22 protein-coding genes and 1 tRNA gene are annotated in these 25023 nt (G+C 65.4%); 14 read left to right on the top strand and 9 right to left on the bottom strand.

Annotated features, from left to right (window positions below; genetic code table 11):
• Window positions 1–6 precede the first annotated feature (6 nt).
• The 3 genes from ugpB to NLM31_RS00490 all read right to left on the bottom strand — a co-directional run bounded on the left by ugpB (window position 7) and on the right by NLM31_RS00490 (window position 3358).
• Entirely contained in the window at window positions 7–1323 is a 1317-nt protein-coding gene (ugpB, locus tag NLM31_RS00500; protein WP_254127261.1) for a sn-glycerol-3-phosphate ABC transporter substrate-binding protein UgpB, read from the bottom strand.
• A 232-nt stretch (window positions 1324–1555) separates the two neighbouring features.
• The gene (locus NLM31_RS00495; RefSeq protein WP_254127259.1) at window positions 1556–2758 is read right to left on the bottom strand and encodes a CaiB/BaiF CoA-transferase family protein; all 1203 of its coding nucleotides are present in this window, start codon (window positions 2756–2758) and stop codon (window positions 1556–1558) included.
• Window positions 2759–2932: 174 nt separating this feature from the next.
• Window positions 2933–3358: an organic hydroperoxide resistance protein gene (locus tag NLM31_RS00490; RefSeq protein WP_254127257.1), complete on the bottom strand. Its 426-nt coding sequence runs from the start codon at window positions 3356–3358 to the stop codon at window positions 2933–2935.
• A 157-nt stretch (window positions 3359–3515) separates the two neighbouring features.
• Here NLM31_RS00490 and NLM31_RS00485 point away from each other — a divergent pair, with 157 nt between their 5' ends.
• Window positions 3516–3974 carry a MarR family winged helix-turn-helix transcriptional regulator gene (locus tag NLM31_RS00485; protein WP_254191152.1) on the top strand — a complete coding sequence of 153 codons (459 nt, stop codon included), beginning with the start codon at window positions 3516–3518 and terminating at the stop codon, window positions 3972–3974.
• A gap of 9 nt (window positions 3975–3983) precedes the next feature.
• Here the strand turns inward: NLM31_RS00485 and NLM31_RS00480 are convergent, their stop codons facing one another.
• From NLM31_RS00480 to NLM31_RS00470, 3 genes are all read right to left on the bottom strand, one after another.
• On the bottom strand, window positions 3984–4226 hold the full coding sequence (locus tag NLM31_RS00480; RefSeq protein ID WP_254191151.1) for a GIY-YIG nuclease family protein: 243 nt from the start codon (window positions 4224–4226) through the stop codon (window positions 3984–3986).
• Between the two features lie 139 nt (window positions 4227–4365).
• A tRNA-Ala gene (locus NLM31_RS00475) sits at window positions 4366–4441 on the bottom strand.
• A 91-nt stretch (window positions 4442–4532) separates the two neighbouring features.
• Window positions 4533–4940: a TIGR02300 family protein gene (locus NLM31_RS00470; RefSeq protein WP_234682465.1), complete on the bottom strand. Its 408-nt coding sequence runs from the start codon at window positions 4938–4940 to the stop codon at window positions 4533–4535.
• Between the two features lie 159 nt (window positions 4941–5099).
• Here NLM31_RS00470 and aroA point away from each other — a divergent pair, with 159 nt between their 5' ends.
• From aroA to NLM31_RS00405, 13 genes are all read left to right on the top strand, one after another.
• Window positions 5100–6437 carry a 3-phosphoshikimate 1-carboxyvinyltransferase gene (gene aroA, locus NLM31_RS00465; protein WP_254127251.1) on the top strand — a complete coding sequence of 446 codons (1338 nt, stop codon included), beginning with the start codon at window positions 5100–5102 and terminating at the stop codon, window positions 6435–6437.
• Window positions 6434–7072, top strand: a complete 639-nt coding sequence (cmk, locus tag NLM31_RS00460) for a (d)CMP kinase (protein ID WP_254127249.1) — start codon at window positions 6434–6436, stop codon at window positions 7070–7072. The genes aroA and cmk overlap by 4 nt, the downstream gene beginning before the upstream one ends.
• A gap of 266 nt (window positions 7073–7338) precedes the next feature.
• The gene (rpsA, locus tag NLM31_RS00455) at window positions 7339–9045 is read left to right on the top strand and encodes a 30S ribosomal protein S1 (RefSeq protein WP_254127247.1); all 1707 of its coding nucleotides are present in this window, start codon (window positions 7339–7341) and stop codon (window positions 9043–9045) included.
• Window positions 9046–9236: 191 nt separating this feature from the next.
• On the top strand, window positions 9237–10217 hold the full coding sequence (sppA, locus tag NLM31_RS00450) for a signal peptide peptidase SppA (protein ID WP_254127245.1): 981 nt from the start codon (window positions 9237–9239) through the stop codon (window positions 10215–10217).
• A 183-nt stretch (window positions 10218–10400) separates the two neighbouring features.
• Window positions 10401–10706: an integration host factor subunit beta gene (locus NLM31_RS00445; RefSeq protein WP_007598410.1), complete on the top strand. Its 306-nt coding sequence runs from the start codon at window positions 10401–10403 to the stop codon at window positions 10704–10706.
• Window positions 10707–10777: 71 nt separating this feature from the next.
• On the top strand, window positions 10778–11170 hold the full coding sequence (locus tag NLM31_RS00440; protein WP_254127243.1) for a lipopolysaccharide assembly protein LapA domain-containing protein: 393 nt from the start codon (window positions 10778–10780) through the stop codon (window positions 11168–11170).
• A gap of 65 nt (window positions 11171–11235) precedes the next feature.
• Complete coding sequence (locus tag NLM31_RS00435; protein ID WP_254127241.1) at window positions 11236–11895, top strand: phosphoribosylanthranilate isomerase; 660 nt, start codon at window positions 11236–11238, stop codon at window positions 11893–11895.
• Complete coding sequence (gene trpB / locus NLM31_RS00430; RefSeq protein WP_254127232.1) at window positions 11892–13109, top strand: tryptophan synthase subunit beta; 1218 nt, start codon at window positions 11892–11894, stop codon at window positions 13107–13109. The genes NLM31_RS00435 and trpB overlap by 4 nt, the downstream gene beginning before the upstream one ends.
• Window positions 13106–13942, top strand: coding sequence for a tryptophan synthase subunit alpha (gene trpA / locus NLM31_RS00425; protein WP_254127230.1), 837 nt, complete (start codon window positions 13106–13108; stop codon window positions 13940–13942). The genes trpB and trpA overlap by 4 nt, the downstream gene beginning before the upstream one ends.
• A 110-nt stretch (window positions 13943–14052) precedes the next feature.
• The gene (accD, locus tag NLM31_RS00420; RefSeq protein ID WP_254127227.1) at window positions 14053–14994 is read left to right on the top strand and encodes an acetyl-CoA carboxylase, carboxyltransferase subunit beta; all 942 of its coding nucleotides are present in this window, start codon (window positions 14053–14055) and stop codon (window positions 14992–14994) included.
• A complete protein-coding gene (locus NLM31_RS00415; protein WP_254127225.1) occupies window positions 14991–16334 on the top strand; it encodes a Mur ligase family protein in 1344 nt (447 codons plus the stop codon). The genes accD and NLM31_RS00415 overlap by 4 nt, the downstream gene beginning before the upstream one ends.
• Before the next feature lie 135 nt (window positions 16335–16469).
• Entirely contained in the window at window positions 16470–17210 is a 741-nt protein-coding gene (locus NLM31_RS00410; RefSeq protein ID WP_254127223.1) for a metallophosphoesterase, read from the top strand.
• 60 nt (window positions 17211–17270) lie between these two features.
• Window positions 17271–17684, top strand: coding sequence for an SRPBCC family protein (locus NLM31_RS00405; RefSeq protein ID WP_254127221.1), 414 nt, complete (start codon window positions 17271–17273; stop codon window positions 17682–17684).
• Window positions 17685–17765: 81 nt separating this feature from the next.
• Here NLM31_RS00405 and trxA read toward each other — a convergent pair whose 3' ends face one another.
• The 3 genes from trxA to addB form a co-directional block, all read right to left on the bottom strand.
• Window positions 17766–18086, bottom strand: a complete 321-nt coding sequence (trxA, locus tag NLM31_RS00400) for a thioredoxin (protein WP_007598398.1) — start codon at window positions 18084–18086, stop codon at window positions 17766–17768.
• A 69-nt stretch (window positions 18087–18155) separates the two neighbouring features.
• Window positions 18156–21665 (bottom strand): double-strand break repair helicase AddA, encoded by a 3510-nt coding sequence (addA, locus tag NLM31_RS00395; protein ID WP_254191150.1) that lies wholly within the window; start codon window positions 21663–21665, stop codon window positions 18156–18158.
• On the bottom strand, window positions 21659–24805 hold the full coding sequence (gene addB / locus NLM31_RS00390; protein WP_254127217.1) for a double-strand break repair protein AddB: 3147 nt from the start codon (window positions 24803–24805) through the stop codon (window positions 21659–21661). Before addB ends, addA begins: the two co-directional genes overlap by 7 nt.
• Window positions 24806–25023: the final 218 nt, after the last annotated feature.

Below are 25023 nucleotides of genomic sequence, written 5' to 3'. Positions count from 1 at the left end.
TTCGCCTTATTTTGCGGCGGTCTTTTCGAACTGGCGCAGCATCGTGTTGCCGCGCTCGACGGAGGCATCGAGCGCCTGCTTGGCGGTCTTCTTGCCGGCCAGCGCCTGCTCGATCTCTTCCGACCAGACGTCACGCAGCTGGACCATGTTGCCGAGGCGCAGACCGCGCGAATTCTCGGTCGGCTCCTTGTTGGTCAGCTCGAGCAGCGGGGTCTCGAGATAGGGCTGATCCTTGTAGAAGCCCTCGGCCTTGGCCTTCTCATAAGCGGCCTTGGTGATCGGCAGATAGCCCGAGGCCTTGTGGATGTAGACCTGACGATCGGTGTCGGAGAGGAAGGTCAGGAATTTGGCGACGCCCTTGTATTCGTCGGCCGACTTGCCGCCCATCACCCAGAGCGAAGCGCCGCCGATGATCGAGTTCTGCGGCGCGCCCTTGACGTCCGGATAATACGGCATCGGCGCGGCGGTGAAGTTGAACTTGGCCTGCGCCTTGACGTTGCCGAAGAAGGCCGACGAGGTCAGGTAGATCGCGCACTCACCCGAGGTGAAGCGGCCTTCGCCCTGGTTGGTGCGGCCGGCGTAGTCGTAGGTCTTGTCCTTCTGCAGCTCGACCAGCTTCTCGAGATGCTTCTCCTGCAGCGGCGCGTTGAACTCGAGCTTGGTGTCGAAGCCGTCGAGGCCGTTGGCCTTGCTGGCGAGCGGCACGTTGTGCCACGCGGAGAGCTGCTCGAGATTGACCCAGGTGACCCAGGAGTTGGAGAAGCCGCAGGTCGGATGACCGTTGTCGTGCAGCTTCTTGGCGACCTCGAACACTTCGGGCCAGGTCTTCGGGATCTCGGCGTTGACCTTTTTCAGTTCGTCGAGGTTGACCCACATCACGGTCGACGACGAGTTGAAGGGGAAGGACAGCATCTCGCCCTTCGAGGTCGAATAATAGCCGGTGATCGCGGATAGATAGTTCTTCGGATCGAACTTCTCGCCGGCGTCGGCCATCAGCTTGTAGACGGGCTTCACGGCGCCGGTCGCGGCCATCATGGTCGCGGTGCCGACTTCGAACACCTGCATGATGTGCGGGGCGTTGCCGGCGCGGAAGGCGGCGATGCCTGCGTTCATGGTGTCGGGATAGCTGCCCTTGTAGGTCGGGATGACCTTGTAGTCGCTCTGCGACGCATTGAAGTCGTTGGCGAGCTTGACGATGACGTCGTTGTTCGCGCCCGTCATCGCATGCCACCACTGGATTTCAGTCACGGCCAGCGCCGGCGAAGCCGTCATGCCGACCGCGAATGCAACAGCGGCAGCCGCTCCAAAATGTCGAAGAGCCATTAAGTAACCTCCCTTGGCCGTTCTCTTGGCCGTCAAAAAGAAGCGCTTGCGCTAGCAGCGCCTTATGACGTTCACATGACTGTGTAAGCGGCCGAAACGAAAGCGGCAAGCGCTGGAAAAGGGAAGCCATCAAATAGGCGAACACGGCGCGGGCAGCCTCCTCCGTTCGCGGTGCACACATGTGCCCGCGCCGCAGTGCGGCATCACCCGTTGGATGCGCGGAGGCTGGGCCCTAGCGCTTGCGCTCGGGCCCGCAGACGACGCCGTTCGCGACCATCGCGTCGATCTCCGCCTTTGAGTAGCCGAACTCACCCAACACCTCCTGGGAGTGTTGGCTGAACTTCGGCGGCAGGCGGCGCAGGCTCGGCTTGCTGCGATCGAGCCGGATCGGCGAGGCCACGCCCTTGTACCAGTCCTTCTCGATGACATCGCCGCGCGCGATCGTGTGCGGGTTGGTCAACGCCTGGTCGATCTTCTGCACGGGACCTGCGGGCAGGCCTGCGGCCAGCAGGCGATTGCACAGCGGTTCGGCCTCGTGCTGGCTGAACACCGCGGCAAGCTCGGCGCGCAGCGCGTCGCGATTGGCGATGCGGTCCTTGTTGCGGGCAAAGCGCGGATCGGTGCCGAGCTCGGGCTTGCCGATCTCCTTGGCGAGCTTACGGAAGGTGCCGTCATTGCCGACGCCGATGAAGATGTTGTCGGTCTTGGTCGGGAAGATCGCGTACGGCACGAGGTTCGGGTGCTCGTTGCCGGTGAGGCCGGGCGGCTTGCCATGCATGAAATAATTCGCGGTGTGCGGATGCATGATGGCGAGGCCGGTTTCGTACAGCGTCGTCTCCAGGAACTGACCCTTGCCGGAGCGCTGCCGCTCGGACAGTGCCATCAGGATGCCGATCGCCGCATAGAGCCCGGTGGTGATGTCGACCAGCGGCACGCCGATCCGCATCGGGCCGCTCTCGGGCGAGCCGGTCGCCGCGATCATGCCGGTCATGGCCTGGATGATCGCGTCATAGCCGGGATTGCCGCCACGCGGGCCGTCGGCGCCGAAGCCGCAGATCCGGCAATGCACGAGACGCGGATATTTCTTGCTAAGCACATCGTTGCCGATGCCCCATTTCTCCAGCGTGCCCGGCTTGAAATTCTCGATCAGGACGTCGGCCGTCTCCAGCATCTTGAGCAGCACGACACGGCCGCCCTCGGAGGCCAGATCGAGCCCGATCGAGCGCTTGTTGCGGTTGATGCCGACGAAATAGGCCGCGTCGTCGTCGTGGAAGGGAGGGCCCCAGTCGCGCACCTCGTCGCCCGCGGGCGGCTCGACCTTGATCACGTCGGCGCCGTGGTCGGCGAGAATCTGGGTGCAGTAGGGGCCGCCGAGCACGCGCGTGAGATCGATGACGCGCAGTCCGCTCATTGCGCCGGTTGCGGCTTCAGTCATGCCTTCGCTTCCCCTGTGTCGATGTTGACGACAGGCCTAGCGAGGTTCGTTCAAGCCAGCAATGGCTTGTCGCGTAGAGGGTCATGCAGCGCAGGCGGCAATCCCGCGGCATGGCAAATCAGGCGGAAGCGGCCGGCCCGAGGGGGATCCCGGGCCAGCCAATCCACCGTCAGATCAGACGACCGTCAGGCGAACGTCGACATTGCCGCGCGTCGCGTTGGAATACGGGCACACCTGGTGCGCCTTCTCGACCAGCGCCTCGGCCTCGGTGCGGGACAGGCCCGGCAGCGAGACGGCCAGATCGATGTCGAGGCCGAAGCCGCCGGCCGAGCGCGGGCCGATGCCGACGGTCGAGGTCACGGAAGCGTCGGCGGGAACCTTCGGTCCGCCCTGCGAGGACACGAACTTCATCGCGCCGATGAAGCAGGCGGCATAGCCGGCCGCAAACAGCTGCTCGGGATTGTTGCCGGCGCCGCCGCCACCGCCGAGCTCCTTCGGCGTCGTGAGCTTGACGTCGAGTGCGCCGTCGAGGGTCGCGGCATGGCCGTCACGGCCACCGGTGGCTTTTGCGCTGGTCTTGTAGAGGACGTTCACGGACATTTTCGTCTCCCTTGGGGTCTTCGGGTTGGGGTGGAATCTATATCGCAAACAATTAGATTGTGCGCAATTGAAATTTGCATGCCTCACATTTAATTGTTCGCAATTGAATGTCGCCCCGCCCGGTCCCACAATGCGGGTCAATCTCGTGAGATTCCCTATGGCCCGGAAATTATCGACCCTGGATCCGCAACGTCTCGACAACCAGATCTGCTTCGCCGTCTATTCGGCCGCGCATGCCTTTAACCGCGTCTACAAGCCGCTGCTCGACCGGCTTGGCCTGACCTATCCGCAATATCTGGTGATGCTGGTGCTGTGGGAGCGCGACGACGTGCCGCTCAAGGACATCGGCGAGAAGCTGTTTCTTGATTCCGGCACGTTGACGCCGCTGCTCAAGCGGTTAGAGGCCGCGCACCTCGTCAAGCGCACGCGCTCCAGCGAGGACGAGCGTCAGGTCCTGATCGCGCTGACGCCGCAGGGGCACGCGCTCAAGGACAAGGCGCGCAGCGTCCCGCAGTCGATCCTGGCCGCGTCGGACTGCTCCGTGTCGGAGCTGGTCGCAATGAAGGACGAGATCGTTGCGTTGAGGGATCGGTTGAATGCGGTGATTGGGGAGTAGGGGGCGGAGCTAGCAGAGCCGCTTTTTCGAGAAGGCGCGACCCGAGTGCGACTTGAGATATTTCTCGAACGCCAGCGCTTTCAGCTTGTCAGGGAAGGCGCAGTACCAGACCAGCTTCCATGGCTTGAACTTCGCCGTGTGGGTGGATTTGCCGGCATCATGTTCAGGCAGTCGTCGCTTCAGATCTTCCGTGGCGCCGATGTATTCCTGGTCGGGAAATTGGATGCTTTGAATGATGTAGACGTACCACATTGACGGGCTATCGCCTGGGTCATCGTGAGCGAGCCAACCAATTGTCAGTCCGTCTTCGCCCTGCGGGCTTCGCCGGACACCACGCTTCGGCCTTCAGGCTCTGCGCGGCTGCGCCACGCGTAGCCCGAAGGGCGAAGCGTGGTGGAGCCAGGCGGGATCGAACCGCCGACCTCTTGCATGCCATGCAAGCGCTCTCCCAGCTGAGCTATGGCCCCTTAACTCTTGGGATGATCCTGGGGGATCACTCCCGACCGGCGAGCCTTCCGACTCGCGCGGTGCACCCTTTTTCACAGATCAGGACTGATCTCAAGTCTCTTCATCACCTCCGACATCACCAATGATGTCGGTAACGTCCTCATCGCCCTCTTCTTCGTCGGCAATGAAGGTCGAATCATCGTCATCGTCGTCATCGAGGGTCTCGTCGACCTCGATATCATCCTCGGATTCGGGGACGACGGCCTTCACCTTGCCGGTGTTCTCTTCGGCATCGGCCTCCTCGAGCGAGACCTCTTCGACCTCTGCCGGCTCCGGCGTGGTATCCGCGGCAGCCGCATGACGAGCTTCGGCGCCGCGGGTCGCGCGGGCCGGCGCCACGGGCGCGATCGGCACAACCTCGCCGGTATAGGGCGAGATCACCGGATTCTTGTTGAGGTCGTAGAACTTCTTGCCCGTGGTCGGGCAAATACGTTTGGTTCCGAGTTCGGACTTGGCCACGGCAGAGGAATCCTGGGATGTCTGAAAAGCGGTGTTTCACTTGGCTAGTTGGCGGCCCGCTGTCAATAGCGCATTACGAGAGAAAGACATGCTCGTGACGGCGGGGAGACCATGTGGTAGGTGCCCGCGAGCCTCTGAGGCGCATCCAAGGACACAATCTTGACCCATTCCGACAAGCCGACGCCGCTGAAGTCGCGCTCGAGCGGCCCCCTGACCGGGAAAGTACGGGTGCCCGGGGACAAGTCGATCTCGCACCGGGCCCTCATCCTGGGCGCGCTCGCGGTCGGCGAAACCCGCATTACGGGCCTTCTCGAGGGCGAGGACGTCCTCAACACCGCCAAATCGATGCAGGCGCTCGGCGCCAAGGTCGAACGCACCGGCGATTTCGCCTGGAAAGTGCAGGGCGTCGGCGTCGGAGGCTTTGCGCAGCCCAAGGCCGCGCTGGATTTCGGCAACTCCGGCACCGGCTGCCGGCTCGTGATGGGCGCCGTCGCCGGCTGCCCGATCTCGGCGATTTTTGACGGCGATGCCTCGCTGCGCAGCCGCCCGATGCGCCGGATCCTCGATCCCTTGGAAAAGATGGGCGCCAAGGTTGCTTCTGCAGCCGAGGGCGGCCGGCTGCCGCTGACCGTCCATGGCGCGCGCGATCCGCTGCCGATCACCTACAAGACCCCGGTTGCCTCGGCCCAGATCAAATCGGCGGTGCTGCTGGCGGGCTTGTCTGCGCCGGGCACCACGACGGTGATCGAGAACGAGGCCAGCCGCGACCACACCGAACTGATGCTGAAGCATTTTGGCGCGGATATCACCTCGGTGGCCGAGGGCGCTCACGGCCGCCGCATCACGCTGGTCGGCCAGCCCGAGCTGCATGGCGCGACCGTCATCGTGCCCGCCGATCCGTCCTCAGCGGCCTTTCCGGTCGTCGCGGCACTGATCGTCGAAGGCTCCGATGTCGTTCTGTCGGACGTGATGACCAACCCGCTGCGCACCGGCCTTTTCACGACGCTGCGCGAGATGGGCGCTTCGATCGAGGAAAGCGACGTGCGCGGTGACGCCGGTGAACCGATGGCGCAGTTGCGCGTGCGCGCGTCGAAACTGCGTGGCGTCGAGGTGCCGCCGGAACGCGCGCCCTCGATGATCGACGAATATCTCGTGCTGGCGGTCGCGGCGTCCTTCGCCGAAGGCACGACCATCATGCGCGGCCTGCAGGAACTACGCGTCAAGGAATCCGACCGGCTCGAGGCCACCGCGGACATGCTCCGCGTCAACGGCGTGAAGGTCACCGTCTCCGGCGACGACCTGATCGTCGAGGGCCGTGGCCATGTGCCCGGCGGCGGCACTGTCGCCACGCATATGGACCACCGTATCGCGATGTCCGCGCTGGTGATGGGCTGCGCGTCCGATCAGCCGGTGACCGTCGACGACACCGGCTTCATCGCCACCAGTTTCCCGGACTTCATTCCGATGATGCGGTCGCTGGGGGCCGAGTTTTCATGATCATCGCCATCGATGGACCCGCGGCCTCGGGCAAGGGCACGCTCGGCAAGCGCCTCGCCCATCACTATGGCTATCGTCACCTCGATACCGGCGTGATCTATCGTGCGGTCGCCTACGCCCTGATGCAGTCCGGTCATGATCTCCGGGACGAGGCGGCTGCGGTGCAGGCCGCGCTGGAACTCGATCCCGAAAAGTTCGGCAATCCCGCCCTCAAGACCCAGACGGCCGGCGAGGGCGCTTCGATCGTTTCGGCAATCCCCCGGGTTCGCGAGGTCCTGCTCACTTTCCAGCGGCAATTCGCCGCCGGTCCGCCCGGTGCCGTCCTGGACGGCCGCGACATTGGAACCGTGATCTGCCCCGACGCCGACGTGAAGATTTTCGTCGTGGCCGACCCGAAAGTCCGCGCCCGCCGCCGCACCATGGAGGCGAGGGCCAGGGGCGAGGAGGCGGATGAGGCGGCGGTGCTCGCCGACATCATCCAGCGCGACGAGCGGGACAAGAACAGGCCGATTGCGCCTTTGAAACCGGCCGCGGATGCTTACTTGCTAGATAACTCCCAACTGGATATAGAAGGCGGCGTCCGGGCCGCCATCGACATTATCGAGGCCGTCCGAGCGGGCCGGTCGCGGGGTTAAGCCGCTGCCGTCATTGGAGGAAGCGCCCGCTCCCGCTCTTTGAGGTCGATACTCTCGGTCCCTGTTTGGGGCCGACGCGATCCAGGCTCCGGACAACAGATTTTCACGTATCGAACGTGCGGGCCCAGCCGGCCCGCTTCCGCTGTTCCGGTCGCAAAACCGGAGCAACGAGCGGTCGCTCGAAGGTTTTGTGGACCTTCCGACACTGCGCGTCCGATACGCCCAACAACCCAACGGCCGGCAAGACATCCGCAACTGGAGAACAAATGGCTTCGACTTCCGCTGATACCTATAGCCCGTCGCGTGACGATTTCGCCGCGATGCTCGACGAGTCCTTCGCAGGTGGCAACCTGCAGGAGAGCTCGGTCGTCAAGGGCAAGGTGGTTGCAATTGAAAAGGACATGGCCGTCATCGACGTCGGCCTGAAGACCGAAGGCCGCGTTGCGCTGCGCGAATTTTCCGGCCCCGGCCGTGAGAGCGAGATCAAGGTTGGCGACGAGGTGGAAGTGTTCCTCGATCGCATCGAGAACGCCCTCGGCGAAGCCGTGCTGTCGCGCGACAAGGCGCGCCGCGAGGAGAGCTGGGGCAAGCTGGAGAAGGCGTTCCAGAACAACGAGAAGGTCACGGGCGTCATCTTCAACCAGGTCAAGGGCGGCTTCACCGTCGACCTCGACGGTGCCGTTGCCTTCCTGCCGCGCTCGCAGGTCGACATCCGTCCGATCCGCGACGTTGCGCCGCTGATGAACAACGCGCAGCCGTTCCAGATCCTCAAGATGGACCGCCGCCGCGGCAACATCGTCGTCTCCCGCCGCACGGTTCTCGAAGAGACCCGCGCCGAGCAGCGTCAGGAGCTGGTGCAGAACCTCGAAGAGGGTCAGGTCATCGACGGCGTGGTCAAGAACATCACCGATTACGGTGCGTTCGTTGACCTCGGCGGCATCGACGGCCTGCTGCACGTCACCGACATCGCGTGGCGCCGCGTCAACCACCCGACCGAGGTGCTCTCGATCGGCCAGACCGTGAAGGTCAAGATCATCAAGATCAACCACGAGACGCACCGCATCTCGCTGGGCATGAAGCAGCTGCTGGACGATCCGTGGCAGGGCATCGAAGCCAAGTACCCGCTGGGTGCCCGCTTCACCGGCCGTGTCACCAACATCACCGACTACGGTGCGTTCGTCGAGCTCGAGCCGGGCATCGAAGGCCTGATCCACGTCTCCGAGATGTCGTGGACCAAGAAGAACATGCACCCCGGCAAGATCGTGTCGACCTCGCAGGAAGTCGATGTGCAGGTGCTGGAAGTCGATTCCGTCAAGCGCCGCATCTCGCTCGGCCTCAAGCAGACCATGCGCAACCCGTGGGAGGTCTTCGTCGAAGGTCACCCGACCGGTTCGGTGGTCGAGGGCGAAGTCAAGAACAAGACCGAGTTCGGTCTGTTCCTGGGCCTCGAGGGCGACGTCGACGGCATGGTCCATCTCTCCGACCTCGACTGGAAGCTTCCGGGCGAGCAGGTGATCGACAACTACAAGAAGGGCGACATGGTGAAGGCCGTGGTGCTCGATGTGGACGTCGAGAAGGAGCGTATCTCGCTCGGCATCAAGCAGCTCGAAGGCGACCCCTTCGCCGAGCCGGGCGATGTCAAGAAGGGCGCGGTCGTGACCTGCGAAGTGCTCGAAGTGAAGGAAAGCGGTATCGAGGTGAAGATCGCCGGTACCGACTTCTCGACCTTCATCAAGCGCTCGGAGCTCGCGCGTGACCGCAACGACCAGCGCGCCGAACGCTTCGCCGTCGGCGAGAAGGTCGATGCCCGCGTGATCCAGTTCGACAAGAAGGCCCGCAAGGTCCAGGTGTCGATCAAGGCGCTCGAAGTCGCCGAAGAGAAGGAAGCCATCGCGCAGTACGGCTCCTCGGATTCGGGTGCGACGCTCGGCGACATCCTGGGCACCGCGCTCAAGAACCGCGACAGCAAGTAAGCGAAACGCTTGCTTTTGCAGACATCAGAGCCCCGGCGCGAGCCGGGGCTTTTTTGTTGCCGTCGTCGTCCCCGGTACCCCGCTCACAGCCTTGTTTTCTTCAAATTGCGCCGCAATTGATGTATCCAGACAAGCCATTGGTCACGTTGTGACGGCACAACGCCAGCGGCCCTTCATTTGGAGATATTCCGATGTCGCTCGATTCTGACATCATCGTCGATCGCCGCAGGATCCGCCGCAAGCTGACGTTCTGGCGCGTGGTGGCCGCGCTGATCGCGATCGCTGCGATCGCGGGCTTTGCGCTGGTCGCGACGCCGGGCGCGCGCGGCACCTTCGCCTCCGCCGGCGCGATCGCGCGCGTGCAGATCGACGGTCTGATCCGCAGCGATGCCGAGCGGACGCGGGCGCTGGAGCGGCTGGAGAATTCGCAGGCCGCCGCTGTGATCGTTCACATCAACTCGCCGGGCGGCACCACCGCCGGCTCCGAGCAGCTCTACGATTCCCTGACGCGCCTGAAGGCAAAGAAGCCGCTGGTCGTCGTGGTCGAGGGTCTTGCGGCATCGGGCGGCTACATCACTGCGATTGCGAGCGACCACATCATCGCGCAGCAGAGCTCGCTGGTGGGCTCGATCGGCGTGCTGTTCCAGTTTCCCAACGTCTCGGAGCTTCTGAAGACGATCGGCGTCAAGGTCGAGGAAGTGAAGTCCACGCCGCTGAAGGCCGCCCCCAACGGTTTTGAGCCGACCAGCCCCGAGGCCCGGGCCGCGCTGGACGCGCTGGTGAAGGATTCCTATGCCTGGTTCAAGGATCTGGTGAAGCAGCGGCGTGGCATGGATGACACGCAGCTCGAAAAAGTGGTCGATGGCCGCGTCTTTACCGGCCGCCAGGCGATCGATCTCAAGCTGATCGATCAGCTCGGTGACGAGAAAACCGCCGTGACTTGGCTCGAGGAGCAGAAGGGCGTCAAGAAGGGTCTTTCGGTGCGCGATTACAAGCTCGAGCCGCGCTTTGGCGACCTGCCGTTCCTCAAGACAGCCGCCTCCGTCACGCTGGAAGCGCTTGGATTCAGCGCGATTGCGCACCAAATCGCGCAAACCGGCGTCGTGCAGGCGGTCGATCGCGTCGGCTTGGACGGGATGCTGGCCCTGTGGCAGCCGGCTGCGTCGAATTGACCGGGAATAAGTGGGAACAACGCGAGCTCGAGAGCTTTTTCCCGTCCCGCGGGTAGCGGTGCAGCCCGCTTTTTCGGCAAATGTCACGCATTTTCACGACGCTCAACCTTCATTTAGCGTCTTGACAGATCACAGTATTTTCACGGAAATGGTCATCCGCACGCTTCCGGGTCCTATTCCTCGATGATCAAATCCGAACTTGTTCAGCGTATCGCCGAGCACAACCCGCATCTGTACCAGCGGGATGTCGAGAACATTGTGAATGCGATTCTCGAGGAAATCGTCGCAGCACTCGCACGCGGCGACCGCGTCGAGCTGCGCGGTTTTGGTGCCTTCTCGGTCAAGCATCGCCCCGCACGCGCCGGCCGCAATCCGCGCACCGGCGCCCATGTCCCCGTCGATCAGAAGAGCGTTCCGTTCTTCAAGACCGGCAAGGAAATGCGCGAGCGGCTCAACCGCGATCATCCGGATCCGGGCGCACCGGACTAGCGCTGTCGTCCGGGTTTTACCTGATGGCCGCATGATGCGGCAGCAAGCTTGATTCAAGACGGGCGCTCGCGATGCGAAAGTTCCTGACCGCGCTGATCCTGATTCCGCTGGCCCTGATCCTGGTGACCTTTGCGGTCGCCAACCGGCACTTCGTCACCGTCTCCTTCGATCCCTTTATGGCGGCCGATCCGGCCCTGTCGATCACGCTGCCGCTGTTCCTGCTGCTGATCCTGGTCGCTGCCGTGGGCGTCATCGCCGGCGGTTGCGCCGTCTGGTTCGGCCAGCGGCACTGGCGCCGTGCCGCGCGCCGCCATGAGGCGGATGCACGGGCCGCCCGGGTCGAGCTGGCCGATCTGCGGGCCCAGACGGCCCCGGCCAAGCCCGAGCCCCGGCACCTTCCGGTGCCCTCCGGGGTCGGCCTTTACGGGGCCATCGGGCGAGACAAGCAGCGCGCGACGTTGTAGAAGCGGCCCCGACCGAAAACCCTGTTTTCCGGCCGCCGCTTGCGGCCTTCACCCGCTTTGAGACCATGTCCCTGCTCGTCAAAATCTGCGGTCTGTCCACGCGTGAGACGCTCGACGTCGCGCTCGACGCGGGCGCCGACATGGTGGGGTTCGTGTTCTTTCCGCCGTCGCCGCGGCATGTCTCGCTGGAGACGGGGCGCGACCTCGGCCGCCAGGCGAAGCAGCGCGCGCTCAAGGTCGCGCTCACGGTCGATGCCGACGATGCCACGCTCGACAACATCATGGACGCGCTGTCGCCGGACATTTTTCAGCTCCACGGCAAGGAAAGCGTGGCGCGGCTGCGCGACATCAAGCAGAAATTCGGCCGCCCGGTGATGAAGGCGGTGCCGGTCGCAACCGCTGGTGATCTCGCCGTGCTGCCCGGCTATGCCGCGGTCGCCGACCGCATCCTGTTCGACGCACGCGCGCCGAAGGATGCGACGCGGCCTGGCGGTCTCGGTGCCCCCTTCGACTGGCACCTGCTCGAAAATCTCGATCTCAAACTGCCCTACATGGTCTCGGGCGGACTTCACGCCGACAACGTCGCCGAAGCCCTTCGCGTCACCGGCGCCGGCGGCGTCGATGTGTCCTCCGGTGTCGAGAGCACGCCCGGCGTCAAGGACCCCGAGCTGATGAAGGCCTTCATTCGCGCCGCGCGCGCCACTCAAGAGTTGAGCGTTCGATGAACATCGCCAAACCAAATTCCTATCGCAGCGGGCCCGACGAGCGCGGCCATTTCGGCATTTTCGGCGGACGCTTCGTCGCCGAAACCCTGATGCCGCTGATCCTCGATCTGGAGAAGGCCTACACCGCGGCCAAGGCCGATCCGGCCTTCCAGGCCGAGATGAACGGCTATCTCAAGAACTATGTCGGCCGGCCCTCGCCGCTCTATTTCGCCGAACGTCTCACCGAACATCTCGGCGGCGCCAAGATCTATCTCAAGCGCGAAGAGCTCAACCACACCGGCTCGCACAAGGTGAACAACGTGCTCGGCCAGATCATGCTGGCGCGGCGCATGGGCAAGAAGCGCATCATCGCCGAGACCGGCGCCGGCCAGCATGGCGTCGCCACGGCGACGCTGTGCGCGCGCTTCGGCCTCGAATGCGTGGTCTATATGGGCGCCGTCGACGTCGAGCGGCAGCAGCCCAACGTGATCCGCATGGAGATGCTGGGCGCAACGGTGCATCCGGTGCAGTCGGGCACGCGCACGCTGAAGGACGCGATGAACGAGGCGCTGCGCGATTGGGTCACCAACGTGCACAACACGTTCTATTGCATCGGCACGGTGGCGGGGCCGCATCCCTATCCGACGCTGGTGCGGGACTTCCAGTCGATCATCGGCAACGAGACCAAGACGCAGATGCAGGAGGTCGAAGGCCGCCTGCCGGATTCGCTGGTCGCCTGCATCGGCGGCGGCTCGAACGCGATGGGCCTGTTCCATCCGTTCCTCGACGATCCCTCCGTCGAAATCTTCGGCGTCGAAGCCGCGGGCCACGGGCTCACGCAGCTGCATGCAGCCTCGATCGCGGGCGGCCGCCCCGGCGTGCTGCACGGCAACCGCACCTATCTCTTGATGGATGCCGACGGCCAGATCCAGGACGCGCATTCGATCTCGGCCGGCCTCGACTATCCCGGCATCGGCCCGGAGCATTCCTGGCTGCATGAGATCGGCCGCGTCAATTATCTCTCCGCGACCGATGACGAGGCGCTCGCCGCGTTCCAGCTGCTCTCGAAGCTCGAAGGCATCATTCCCGCACTCGAGCCCGCGCACGCCATCGCCAAGGTGATGGAGCTCGCGCCGAAGCGACCGAAAGACCACCTGATGGTCGTCAATCTCTCCGGCCGCGGCGACAAGGACGTCCCGCAGGTCGGCGACATCCTGAAGGGCAAGAGCAAGTGACCACGCGTATCGACACCCGTTTCGCCGAGCTGAAGAAGCAGGGCCGCGCGGCCTTCGTCACCTATGTGATGGCCGGCGACCCCGATCCGGCGACGTCGCTCGAGATCGTCAAGGCGCTCTCGACATCAGGCGCCGACGTCATCGAGCTCGGCATTCCCTTCACCGATCCGATGGCGGATGGTCCCTCGATCCAGGCCGCCGGGCTCCGCGCGCTCAAGGTCGGCATGACCTTGAAGAAGACGCTCGATCTCGTGCGCGACTTCCGTAAGGCCGACAACGCCACGCCGCTCGTGCTGATGGGCTATTACAATCCGATCTACATTTACGGCGTCGACAAGTTCTTGGCTGATGCCAAGACGGCCGGCGTCGACGGCCTCATCATCGTCGATCTGCCGCCGGAGGAAGACGACGAGCTCTGCATTCCCGCGCTGAAGGCGGGGCTGAACTTCATTCGCTTGGCGACCCCGACCACCGACGACAAGCGCCTGCCTGCGGTGCTCGCGAACACGTCAGGCTTTGTCTATTACGTCTCCATCGCCGGCATCACCGGCGCTGCGGCCGCGGACGCGAATGTCGTCGGGGAAGCCGTCGCGCGCATCAAGCGGCACACCAAGCTGCCGATCTGCGTTGGTTTTGGCATCCGTACGCCGGAAGCGGCGCGCGCCATTGCCGAGAAGGCCGATGGTTCGGTGGTCGGCACCGCGCTGGTCGATGCGCTCAAGAACAGTCTCGATGCCGAGGGGCGCGCAACCGCCAAAACCGTTAATGCCGTGGCCGAGCTGACGGCCGCCTTGGCCCAGGGCGTCAAGGGTGCGAAACAGGCGGCCGAGTAGGCCATAATTCCGCTGCTCGGGCGGGTGACACGGCCGCTTGCCGGGTAAAGGCCCGGCCGCCATATATCTCTTCAGGCGATCCCCTGCGGGCTCGCACATCGGAGCAAACCATGAACTGGCTTACCAATGTGGTCCGGCCGAAGATCCGCAACATGCTGCGGCGGGAGACGCCGGAGAATCTGTGGATCAAGTGCCCGGATTCCGGACAGCTTGTGTTCTACAAGGACGTCGAGGCCAATCAGTTCGTCATCCCCGGCTCGAACTATCACATGCGCATGGGCGCGGTGGCGCGGTTGAAGTCGATCTTCGACAACGAAACCTGGTTCGATGTTGCCCTGCCCGAGGTCACGCCGGATCCGCTGAAGTTTCGCGACGAGAAGAAGTATGCCGACCGCATCAAGGATGCGCGGGCGCGCACCAATCTGAACGATGCGGTCAAGGTCGGCTACGGCAAGCTCGAAGGCGCCGGCGTCGTCGTCGCCGTGCAGGACTTCGATTTCATGGGTGGCTCGCTCGGCATGGCTGCCGGTGAAGCCCTCGTGCGCGGGCTCGAGCTTGCGGTCGAGAAGAAATCGCCGTTCATCGTGTTTGCGGCATCCGGCGGCGCGCGCATGCAGGAAGGCATCCTGTCGCTGATGCAGATGCCGCGCACCACCGTCGCGGTGCAGATGCTGCGTGAGGCAAAACAGCCCTACATCGTCGTGCTGACCAACCCGACCACCGGCGGCGTCACCGCATCCTATGCGATGCTCGGCGACGTGCAGATCGCCGAGCCCGGCGCGCTGATCGGCTTTGCCGGTGCACGCGTGATCGAGCAGACCATCCGCGAGAAGCTGCCGGAAGGTTTCCAGCGCGCCGAATATCTGAAAGAGCACGGCATGGTCGACATGGTCGTGCATCGCCACGAGCTGCGTCCGACCTTGGCGCGGCTCTGCCGCCTGCTGACCAGGGCGCCGGCGCAGGAAGGGGCGTCGAAATCGGTGCAGCCAGTCGTCAGCCCGGCACAGATCGTATCGGCTCCCGAGACGGCGCCGGCAGCGCCCCACGCGTGAACGCCTCCGCTGACAGTGCAAAGCCGCCGCTCGGTGAATTGATCGGGCGGCTGTCGGCCCTGCATCAGAAGCGCATCGATCTCGGGCTCGAGCGGATGCATCGCCTGCTCGAGCGGCTCGGTCATCCCGAACGCAAGCTGCCGCCGGTGATCCATGTCGCCGGCACCAACGGCAAGGGCTCGACGGTCGCATACTTGCGCGCCACGCTGGAGGCCGCCGGCCTGCGCGTCCACGCCTACACCTCGCCTTATCTCGTCCGCATCAACGAATGTTTTCGCCTCGGCCGCGCCGGTGGTGGCGTGCTCGTCTCTGACGACGAATTGCGCGCGGCGTTGGAAGAGGTCGAGCGCGTCAATGCCGGCGAGCCTGCGACCGTCTTTGAGCTGAAGACCGCGGCCGCCTTCCACCTGTTCGCGCAAAATCCTGCCGACGCGGTGCTGCTCGAAGTCGGCCTCGGCGGCCGGCTCGATTCGACCAATGTGGTCGATACGCCCGCGGCCTGCGTGATCACGCCTGTCAGCATGGACCACATGGATTTCCTCGGTGATACCCTGGCATCGATCGCCGGCGAGAAGGCCGCGATCATCAAGCACGGCGTGCCCGTGGTGTGCGCGGAGCAGTTGCCGGAAGCGATGGCGGTGATCGAGGCGCAGGCCAAGCGCATGCGCGCGCCGCTGTTTGCCGCGAATGAAAGCTGGCACGTCAATGTCGAGCATGGGCGTCTGGTCTATTCCGACGAGCGCGGCCTGATGGATCTCGCGGCGCCGCGGCTGTTCGGCCGCCACCAGTTCGACAATGCCGGTCTTGCGATCGCGACGCTGCGGGCGATTCCGACGTTCAAGGTCAACCACGCAGCGTTCGAGGCCGGCATCGTCGGTGCCGAATGGCCGGCACGGATGCAGCGTCTCACCTCGGGCGAACTGCTCGCTCTCGCGCCGCGAGGCAGCGAGATCTGGCTCGACGGCGGGCACAATGCCGAAGGCGGCCGCGTCGCGGCTGCCGCGCTCGGCGACCTCGAGGAGCGGGTGTCGCGGCCGCTGGTCGTCATCGCCGGCATGATGGCCAACAAGGATGCGCAGGCGTTTCTGGCCAATTTCGCAGGCCTCACCCGCCACATCATTGCGGTGCCGATTCCGGACACCGAGAACGCGATGCCGGTGGATCGTCTCGCGGACGCGGTCCGCAGCCTCGGCATGCGCGTGGAGATCGCCCCCGGCATCGAGGCGGCGCTGTGCGCTCTGTCGAAGCTCGCCTACGAGGTGCCGCCGCGCATCCTCATCACCGGCTCGCTCTATCTCGCCGGCCATGTGCTGGGGCTCAACGGCACGCCTCCTGCATAGATGGTCTCGTGTCCCGGACAAGCGCAGCAAAGCGGAGCGCAGAGCCGGGACCCAGAGTGCCACCACATGGGCCCCGGCTCTGCAGCGCACCGCTGAAGAAGCGCTGCGCTGCGTCCGGGGCAGGAGAGACCAACAATGCGTTTTGCCGCGATTGCCGACGTCCACGGAAACTATCTCGCGCTGGAGGCGGTTCTTGCCGACATCCGCGCGCAAGGCATCTCCGACATCGTCAATCTCGGTGACATGCTCAGCGGTCCGCTCGATGCACGGCGCACCATCGAGATCCTGATGAAGCTCGACGCCGTGCATGTGCTCGGAAATCACGACCGCTATCTGCTCGATCGTCCCCCGGAGAAGATGGGTTCGTGGGACCGTCCCGCGCATGCGCAGCTCACTGCGGCGCAGCTCGACTGGCTGCGCGCGCAGCCGATGACGCGGGTGTTTCGCGATCAGGTCTTTCTCTGCCACGCCACGCCCGAGGATGACGAGATCTACTGGCTCGACACCGTGCTTCCCGACGGCACGGTGGCGCTGTCGCCGCTCGACCGGATCGAGCCGTTTGCGCAAGGCGTGACGCAGCCGCTGATCCTCTGCGCCCACACGCATCTTGCCCGCGCCGTGCAGCTTCGCGACGGCCGCCTGATCGTCAATCCCGGCAGCGTCGGCAGCCCCGGCTATCGCGACGTGCATCCGTTCCCGCATCTGGTCGAAGCCGGCACGCCCCACGCGCGCTATGCGATCCTCGAGTTCGTCGACGCCGCCTGGCGGGTGACGTTCCGCCAGATCGCCTATGATCATGAAACGATGGCCGCGCTCGCCCGCCGCAACAATCAGCCGGAGCTCGCGAACGCGCTGGCAACGGGGTGGATCAAGTAGCGCCGCGCTCCATCCGTGCTACCCTTGCTATATTCGTCGATATCAAGGGGGGAACGCGTGATGGATGCCTGGCGAACCGAATATGCCATCGAGACGTCGGCAACCCCAGAGACGATCTGGAGCATTTTTTGCGACGTACCTGGCTGGAAAAACTGGAACGCGGGCATCGAGCAGATCGACATTGACGGGCCATTCGCGGCCGGCACCTGGTTCACGATGAAGCCGCCCGGTGAGGAGGCGCTGCGGTCGCAACTCATCGATGTGCGCGAGAACGTCCACTTCGTCGACGAAACGCGGGTCGGCGATCTCGTCATCAAGGTCGCCCATCGCATCGAGCCGCTCGGATCGGCGCGCACGCGAATCATTTACGCCGTTGATGCGCAAGGCCCGGAGGCCTCCGACATCGGTCCGGCTGTTTCCGCAGATTTTCCCGAGGTTCTCGCAAGCCTGGCGAAGCTCGCGGAGCAGAAATAGGTCGCTCGCCGAGCCACGGACAAAATAAAACGGCCGGCGATTGGCCGGCCGTTTTCGAAAATCATCGTGTCGCGAGGTGGATCAGACCGCCGAGGTGATCCACTGCTGGAGCTTCGCCTTCGGCGCCGCGCCGACCTGGCGGGAGGCCATCTCGCCGCCCTTGAAGATCATCAGGGTGGGGATCGACATCACGCCATACTTCGACGCGGTCTTCGGGCTCTCGTCGACGTTGAGCTTGACGATCTTGACCTTGTCGCCCATCGCGCCGGCGATCTCATCGAGGGCGGGTGCGATCATGCGGCAGGGGCCGCACCATTCGGCCCAGAAATCGACGACGACCGGACCGTTCGCCTTGAGCACTTCGGCTTCGAAATCGGTATCGGAAACCTTGCCAACGGCCATTGGAGTACCTCACTCGTTTGAAAGAGAATCGGCGCGACGTGGAATCGCGCCCGGGATCATGGCCTCAACCTATGAACGGCCCCTTGCCGGGTCAAGGACGCTCACGCCGACATGAAGGGATGCCAGCGCCGCGTCCAGCGCGGGGGCTGAAATCTCCATATATTCAAGGGCCTCGGTCCAGAGCAGGACGGCGCGGATCGGCTTTTGGGGATAAAGCCGCGTCAGCACCGCCCGGTACAGCGCAAGCTGCCGGACATAGGCGGCGGGGGCTTCCGCGGCGCTTTTCGGGGCGGTCTGGTTGGTCTTGAAATCAACGATCAAAACCTCGTCTGGGCGAACCACCAGCCGGTCGATCTGCCCCGACACCAGCGCCGGCGGGCGGCCCGGCCGGTCGAGTTTCCCGACGATGGCGACCTCCGCCCGGCTGCCCTCGGTAAACACCGGGACAAAGCGTGGTTCGGCGATCAAACCGAGCACCTTGTCGGCCAGCAACACGCGGTCGGCTTCGGACCAGTCGCCGGCATTGCGGGTCATGAAGCCAAGCGCGGCCTCACGCCGGCGCTCGGTGGCGATGTCGGGCAGGGACTGCAGCAGCCGGTGCACCAGCGTGCCGCGCTGGAGCGCCAATGCGCGCGACTGGACCGATTCGCCTGATCGCACCGCCCGGCCTTCCTCGGCCGGCTGGCCGGAGGGGCGCACCGGATCGCCGTCGAGGCTCTCACGCGGCACCGGCATCCGCAGCCAGTCGGGCAGGGTGATCGTCTGGTCCACGCTGGTCGCCGGTGTGCCCAGCGCCGCGACATCCTCGGGACGGGCGAATCGGGTCACCTTGCCGAGCGGCGTCTCGATCGTCTGCTTGTCCAGGCCGGAGCCGGTGAGCCCGGTGTCGATCAGGTCGTACCAGCTCAGCTTGCGGACCGTCCGCATGTTGCCGGGCAGGCAGCCGCCGACGATCAGCCGATCCGCCGCGCGCGTCATCGCGACATAGAGCAGGCGGCGATATTCGTCCTCGGTCTCCTCCAGCATCGCCTTGCGGGCATCGGCGACGGGCTTGGGATCGTCCGCCTTGCGCCCGGCCCAGACCACGACCTCGCCGCCATTGCCCCGCGGCACGTGAATCAGCCGGACCCGTTGCGAGTCCGCGGGCGACGACGTGGTGTCGACCATGAACACGACCGACGCTTCCAGGCCCTTGGCGCCGTGCACCGTCATCACCCGCACCTCGTCGCGGGTGATTTCCATGTCGCGCTTCACCTCGGTGTCTGCCGAGCGCAGCCAGGCCATGAAGCCCTGCAGCGAAGCCGGTGCCTTGCGCTCGCAATTCAGCGCCAGTTCCAGAAATTCGTCGAGCGCGTCGTTGGCCTCATGGCCGAGCCGGCGCAACATGCGCGCGCGGCCGCCGTCACCGCCGAGCAGCCAGGCATAGAAGGCGAACGGCGTCTCCTCGCGCGCACGGATCTCGCAGGCTTCGAGGCGTCGCAGCACTGTCGCGAACTTCTCGCTTGTCGGCGCCTGTTCGCCGAGCGCGCGGCGCAGTGATCCCTTGCGGCCATGCGCGAGCTGGAACAGATCGTCGTCGTCGAGACCGAACAGCGGGCTCTTCAGCGCCACCGCCAGCGCGAGATCGTCCTGCGGCAGCAGCAGCGCATCCGCGAGATTCATCAGATCGATGATCGCGATGTGCTCGGTCAACTTAAGCCGGTCGGCACCGGCGACGGGAACGTTGGCGTGCTTCAGCGCCTGGATCACCGCGTCGAACGCGTTGCCGCGCCGGCGCACCAGGATCAGCATGTCGCCGTAGCGCAGCGGACGGCGCTCGCCCTCGTGCCCCGTCAGCGTGCCGCTCTCGACCAGCCGCTTGATCTCGGTCTGGATGCGGCGGGCGAGCTTGACCTCGGGACTGGTGACGGCGACGCCGTCGAACGGCGCGCGCCAGCCCTCGATCTCCTGCCGGTCATCGGCCTCGGCAAGATCCCACAGCTCGATCACGCTCGGGCCGGCATCGGCGAGCGCATTGTGCAGGGGATGACCGATCTCGACCGAATGGATGCTCTTGTAGATCTGGGGATCGCGGAAGACGTGGTCGACCGAATGCAGGATCGCAGCGCCCGAACGGAACGAATAGGTGAAGGCGACCGGATCGAATTTCAGCCCGGCCGCGGTGAACTTGCGGTGCAGCTCGCGCCGGCGTGCGTCGAATTCGTGGGGAGCCGCACCCTGGAACGAGAAGATCGACTGCTTCTCGTCGCCGACGGCGAAGACCGTGCGGTTCAACCCCTCGCGCGCGCCTTCACCGGCCGTGAATTCCGAGATGATGTGCGCGACGATGTCCCATTGCCGCGGGCTGGTGTCCTGGGCCTCGTCGATCAGGACGTGATCGACGCCGCGGTCGAGCTTGTAATGCACCCAGCCTGCGGAGATGCGGTTGAGCATCGCCAGCGTCTTGTCGATGAGGTCGTCGTAGTCGAGCAGCCCGCGTTCCTGCTTCTCGCGGCGGTAGTTTGCGGCGGCGGCTGTGGCGATGTGCAGGAGCGCCGCGGTGCGGTCGCGCATGGTCACCGCGCGGCGCTTCTCGATCAATCCACCTAGGCGAAGCGCCTCGTTCTCGAACAGGCGCGCGACGGACGGATTTTGCTCGCCGAACTTCTTGGTCAGCACGGCCTTGCGCGGCAGTTTTTCGTCGGTGAGAAAAACGCCGAGATAGGCATCGACCTGCGCCGCGCCGGAAAACACCTTCGCCTCACGAAGGCGACCGGCCTGGTCGTTGTCGGACTTGCTGCCATCCTCCAGTGCGAAAGCGATGTCGTCCCAGCGCGAGCGGGGCAGGAACGGGCCATCGAGAATCTCGGTCTCGACGTCCTCGATGCGATCGCCGGCATCGACGCCCAGCACGGTCGCCATCTGCTCGGCTGCCGTGCCGGCGTTCCCGGCCTCATCGGTCCAGGCCATGAAGTGATCGCGGCTCAGGCAGGCCTCGCGGATCACTTCCTTGAAGGTGACGTCGGCGGCGCTCGCCATCGCGGTCAGCAACGCACGGCCGGTGACGCTGTCAGGATCGCGCGCGGCCTCCAAAAATACTTTCAGATTGGCGCGCTCCATCATGTCGGTCTGGTCGCGGTCGTCCATCACGGCGAAACGCGCCGGCACGTTGGCCTCGAACGGAAACTGCTGGAGCAGGCGGGTACAGAGCGCGTGGATGGTCTGCACTTTCAATCCGCCCGGCGTCTCCAGCGCGCAGGCGAACAGTTTTCGCGCTTCGCGGCGCAGTTTTCGATCCGGATGCGGGATGCCGACGGCGCGGATCGCGGCGTCGAGCCCGGTGTCGTCGAGCGTCACCCAATGGCCAAGCGTGGTGAACACGCGCTCGGCCATGTTGGCGGCAGCGGCCTTGGTGAAGGTGATGCAGAGGATCTTTTCCGGCGGCACGCCCGAGAGCAGCAGACGGATCACGCGCTGCACCAGCACGTGAGTCTTGCCCGAGCCGGCATTGGCCGACACGAACGCCGACGCGGTCGGGTCCGATGCACGCGCCTGCCGGGCACGCACTTCATCCGGGATGGGGCGCGGCACCTTTACCATTCCTCGATCCCCAGGCCGCCAGCCGCGGACCATTCCTTGATCCGGGCGAGATCGTCATAGGCACCGTAGCGGTTGGTCCACATCGGCAGGTTCAGCGAGGTGTAGGGCTGGTTCTCGTCGTCGAAGGCGCGGATCAGCGCCTCCAGCTTGGCGCGCGCTTCCGCGGCGGCCGTGTCCGGCGGTTGCGGCTCGTCGCCCTGCTTGTACTTGAGCTCGAGAATGCGCTCCTCGCCCGGCGGATTGTTGCCGCTGAGGCGGACATAGACGAGCTGGCTCACGGACGCGCCGGCGTCGATGTCGGGAAAGCCGCCCTCACGCAGGATCGCGGCTTCCAAGGTGAGTTGCGGCGACAGGCCCATGCGGACCTGCTTGCCCGTGGGCGGCTGGCCGGTCTTGTAGTCGAGGATGGCGTAGCCGCCGCCCTGGCGCCGCTCGATGCGGTCGGCGCGGGCGGAGAGGTGGAAGCTGCGCTCGTTGTCGAGCCGGATCGAGATCTCGCCACGGGTCTCCGCGGTGATGGCCTCGATCGCGTCGCGCCGTACCGTCTCCCATTCGCCGAACCAGCGCGCGATGCGCTGGAAGCGCGGCCACCACAGCGCCCGCGCCTCGGGCCGCTCCATCAGCGGGGCAAAATACTTTTCGCCGATCGCGCGCAAGACCCGCGCGGGATCCGGCGGGAGCTGTGCGGCGTAGGTCTCGGTGAACTCGCCGAGCGCATCGTGGATCGCCGAGCCGCGGTCGGCGGCCGAGAGCGGCATGTCGACCGGATCGAGCGCGTCCAGCCGCAGGATGTGTTTGGCGTAGATCGTGTAGGGATCGCGCAGCCAATCCTCGATCGCGGTCACCGACATCTTCAGCGGCCGCGTCGCGCGCGGCGGTCGCGGCTCCGGCTGCTTGATCGGCGTGACTTGGGTGGGCTGGTCCAGCGCGCCCGCGAACTGCACGTATTTCTCGCCGGCGCGAATCGCAGCCTTCCAGAGCTCGTCGCCCGCGACCGCCTCTAGCCGATGCAGGAAGCGCGACGCCACCGCCGGTGCGCCGCCGGCTTTGGCGGAATGGGTGAGGATCACCTCGTCGCCCCCGAGTAGCTGCGCGAAGTCGTGCGCGGAGAGGCCGATGCGCCGCTCCGGCAGATCGAGACCAAGCTCGTGCCGCATCGGGCGGCTGAGCCAGGGATCGATCCGCGGCGCGGGCGGCCAGACGCCCTCAATGAGCCCGCCGATGATGACGCGGTCGGTCTGCATCAGGCGCGATTCCAGCGGGCCGTAGATCTGCAGGCGCGCGCCGGGCTTGTCGCGCCGCCGCACCGCGCGATCGCCGAACGCGGTCTGGAACAAGTCGGCATAGTCCGGCAGCGTCACCATCAATCCGCTGGTCGTGCCGCCGCGCAGGAGATCGTCGAAGGCGCCGGCGAGCGCGAGGCCTTCACGCTCCTCGAAGGCGAGCGGAATGCCCAGTTCGTCGCGCGACAGCTCGATCATGATCTCGCGATGGCGATGCGCGAGCTCGGCGAAGTCAAACGGTTTCGATGACGCCAGGCTCTCGATCGGCGCCAGGGCTTTCTGCAACGCATCGATCAGGGCCTGGATGCGATCGAGGTCTTCCGGCTTGAGGCGCGCGCGGGGTTCGGCGTGGTGCAACGCGGAGACTTCGCTGCGCCACAGCTTTGCCAGCTCCTCGCGAAAGCGATTGAATTCGCGCAGCAGCCCGCCCGTGCCCGAAGGCGGGCGCGTGCCGCGCAACACGGCAAGCTCCAATCCCTCGATCGCCGTCTTCCATGCGCCAGGCGGCCGGCCGAGCCGGCACAGCGGATGCTTCAGCATCGCCAGCAGCGTCGGCGGCTCCAATCCCCTGGTCGCAGCCTCGGCTGCCAGCCGGGCAAAGACGCCGGCGGAGGTTTCCATCAGCACGTCGCCGCCGGAATCGTCAAAAGCGAGATCCCATCGCGTCAGCGCCGCCATCACCCGCCGCGCCAGCGCGCGATCGGGCGTCACCAGTGCCGCCGACTTGTCGAGATGCCGCGCCTCGCGCATCGCAATGGCGATCGCGAGCGCCTCCATTTCCGGATTGGGGGCTTCGACGACGGCAAGGTTCCTCATGCCGCCGGCGATCTTCGCGGCAACATCAGGCTGCTTCAGCCGGTCGTGCCAGACCTCCGTCTTGGCGGAGGGCCGCATCGATTCGGATGCGAGCAGATCGCGGCCACCTTCGGCCGGCGGATGAAGGATCTCGACGTCGCTGCGCTTGATGCCGAAGCGATCCAGCAGCGCATGCATCGCATATTGCGGATGGTTCGAGGTAGGATTCTCGGTGATGCCCAGCAGGTCCCTGCTGCCGCCGATGCTGCGCCAGGCCTCGTCATCGAGATCGGTATCGAGACCCGGCAGCACGACGGCGCCGTGCGGCAGCGCCGCGACCGCATGCAGGAACTTCGCGGTGGCCGGCATCGAACCGGTCGAGCCGGCCGCGATCACGGGTCCATGCGGATGCGCGGTCAGCCGCTTTGCTTCGGCCGCGATCAGGAGATCGCGCCGCGCCGCCGGCTCGATGCGGTTGATCTCGGCGAGATGGCTCGGCCAGGCGATGCGGGCGATACGCAGGAATTCGAGCGAATGCTGCCAGTAGCGATCGAGCATATCCGGCACGAGCCCGTCGAGCGCGCTCCAGTCGACACCGCGCGTGACCATGTCGTCGATCAGGCGGGCGAGGTCGCCGGCCAGCGCCAGTGTCGAGGCGGGCCCTCCGACCACCAGCGGCGCCAGCACCGGGCCCTTGGCCCAGGCGGCGACGAGCTGGGCCAGCGTCAAGCGGCGTTCGAGCTCGCCGAGCCGTGGTGGAATCTCGAGCGGCGTTGCGCCGGAAAATTGCTGTTCACCTTCATCTGCGAAGGCGAGCTCGTCCTCGTCGATGTCGCCGAGCGCGACGATGCGCGGCAGCACCACCGCGTCCGCCTTCATCTCGTCGAGGAAGATCTCGCGGACCACGCGCATGGCGCGCCGCGTCGGCAGGTACAGCGTGGCGTCCGCGAGTCGCGCCGGTTCCTTGCGCGCCTCGAATCCATCGACCAGCCGGCCGTCGAGCAGGGCCGTGACGATGGTGCGCAGGAACGGAACTGAGAGGGGAACGCTGAAAACGCGCATGGGCTGCCTGATTCGGGGATCACGGCAATATAGGGACGCAGGCTGGATTGGTCATGGGGCGGGGAGGAATCGTCCCCGCTGTTCGTCTGGCACCACGCTCGTGCCCCGGACGCGGCGCAGCACGCAGTGATGCGCCGCTGAGCCGGGGCCCAGTTACTTCGTTCCGCGAAGGACAGTGTGGGTCCCGGCTCTGCGGAGCGGCACTTCGCGCCGCACCG

The organism is Bradyrhizobium sp. CCGUVB4N, assembly GCF_024199945.1.
Lineage (GTDB): Bacteria > Pseudomonadota > Alphaproteobacteria > Rhizobiales > Xanthobacteraceae > Bradyrhizobium.
The sequence above is the reverse complement of the archived record's forward strand: the minus strand, read 5'-3'. Positions and strand labels throughout refer to the sequence as shown.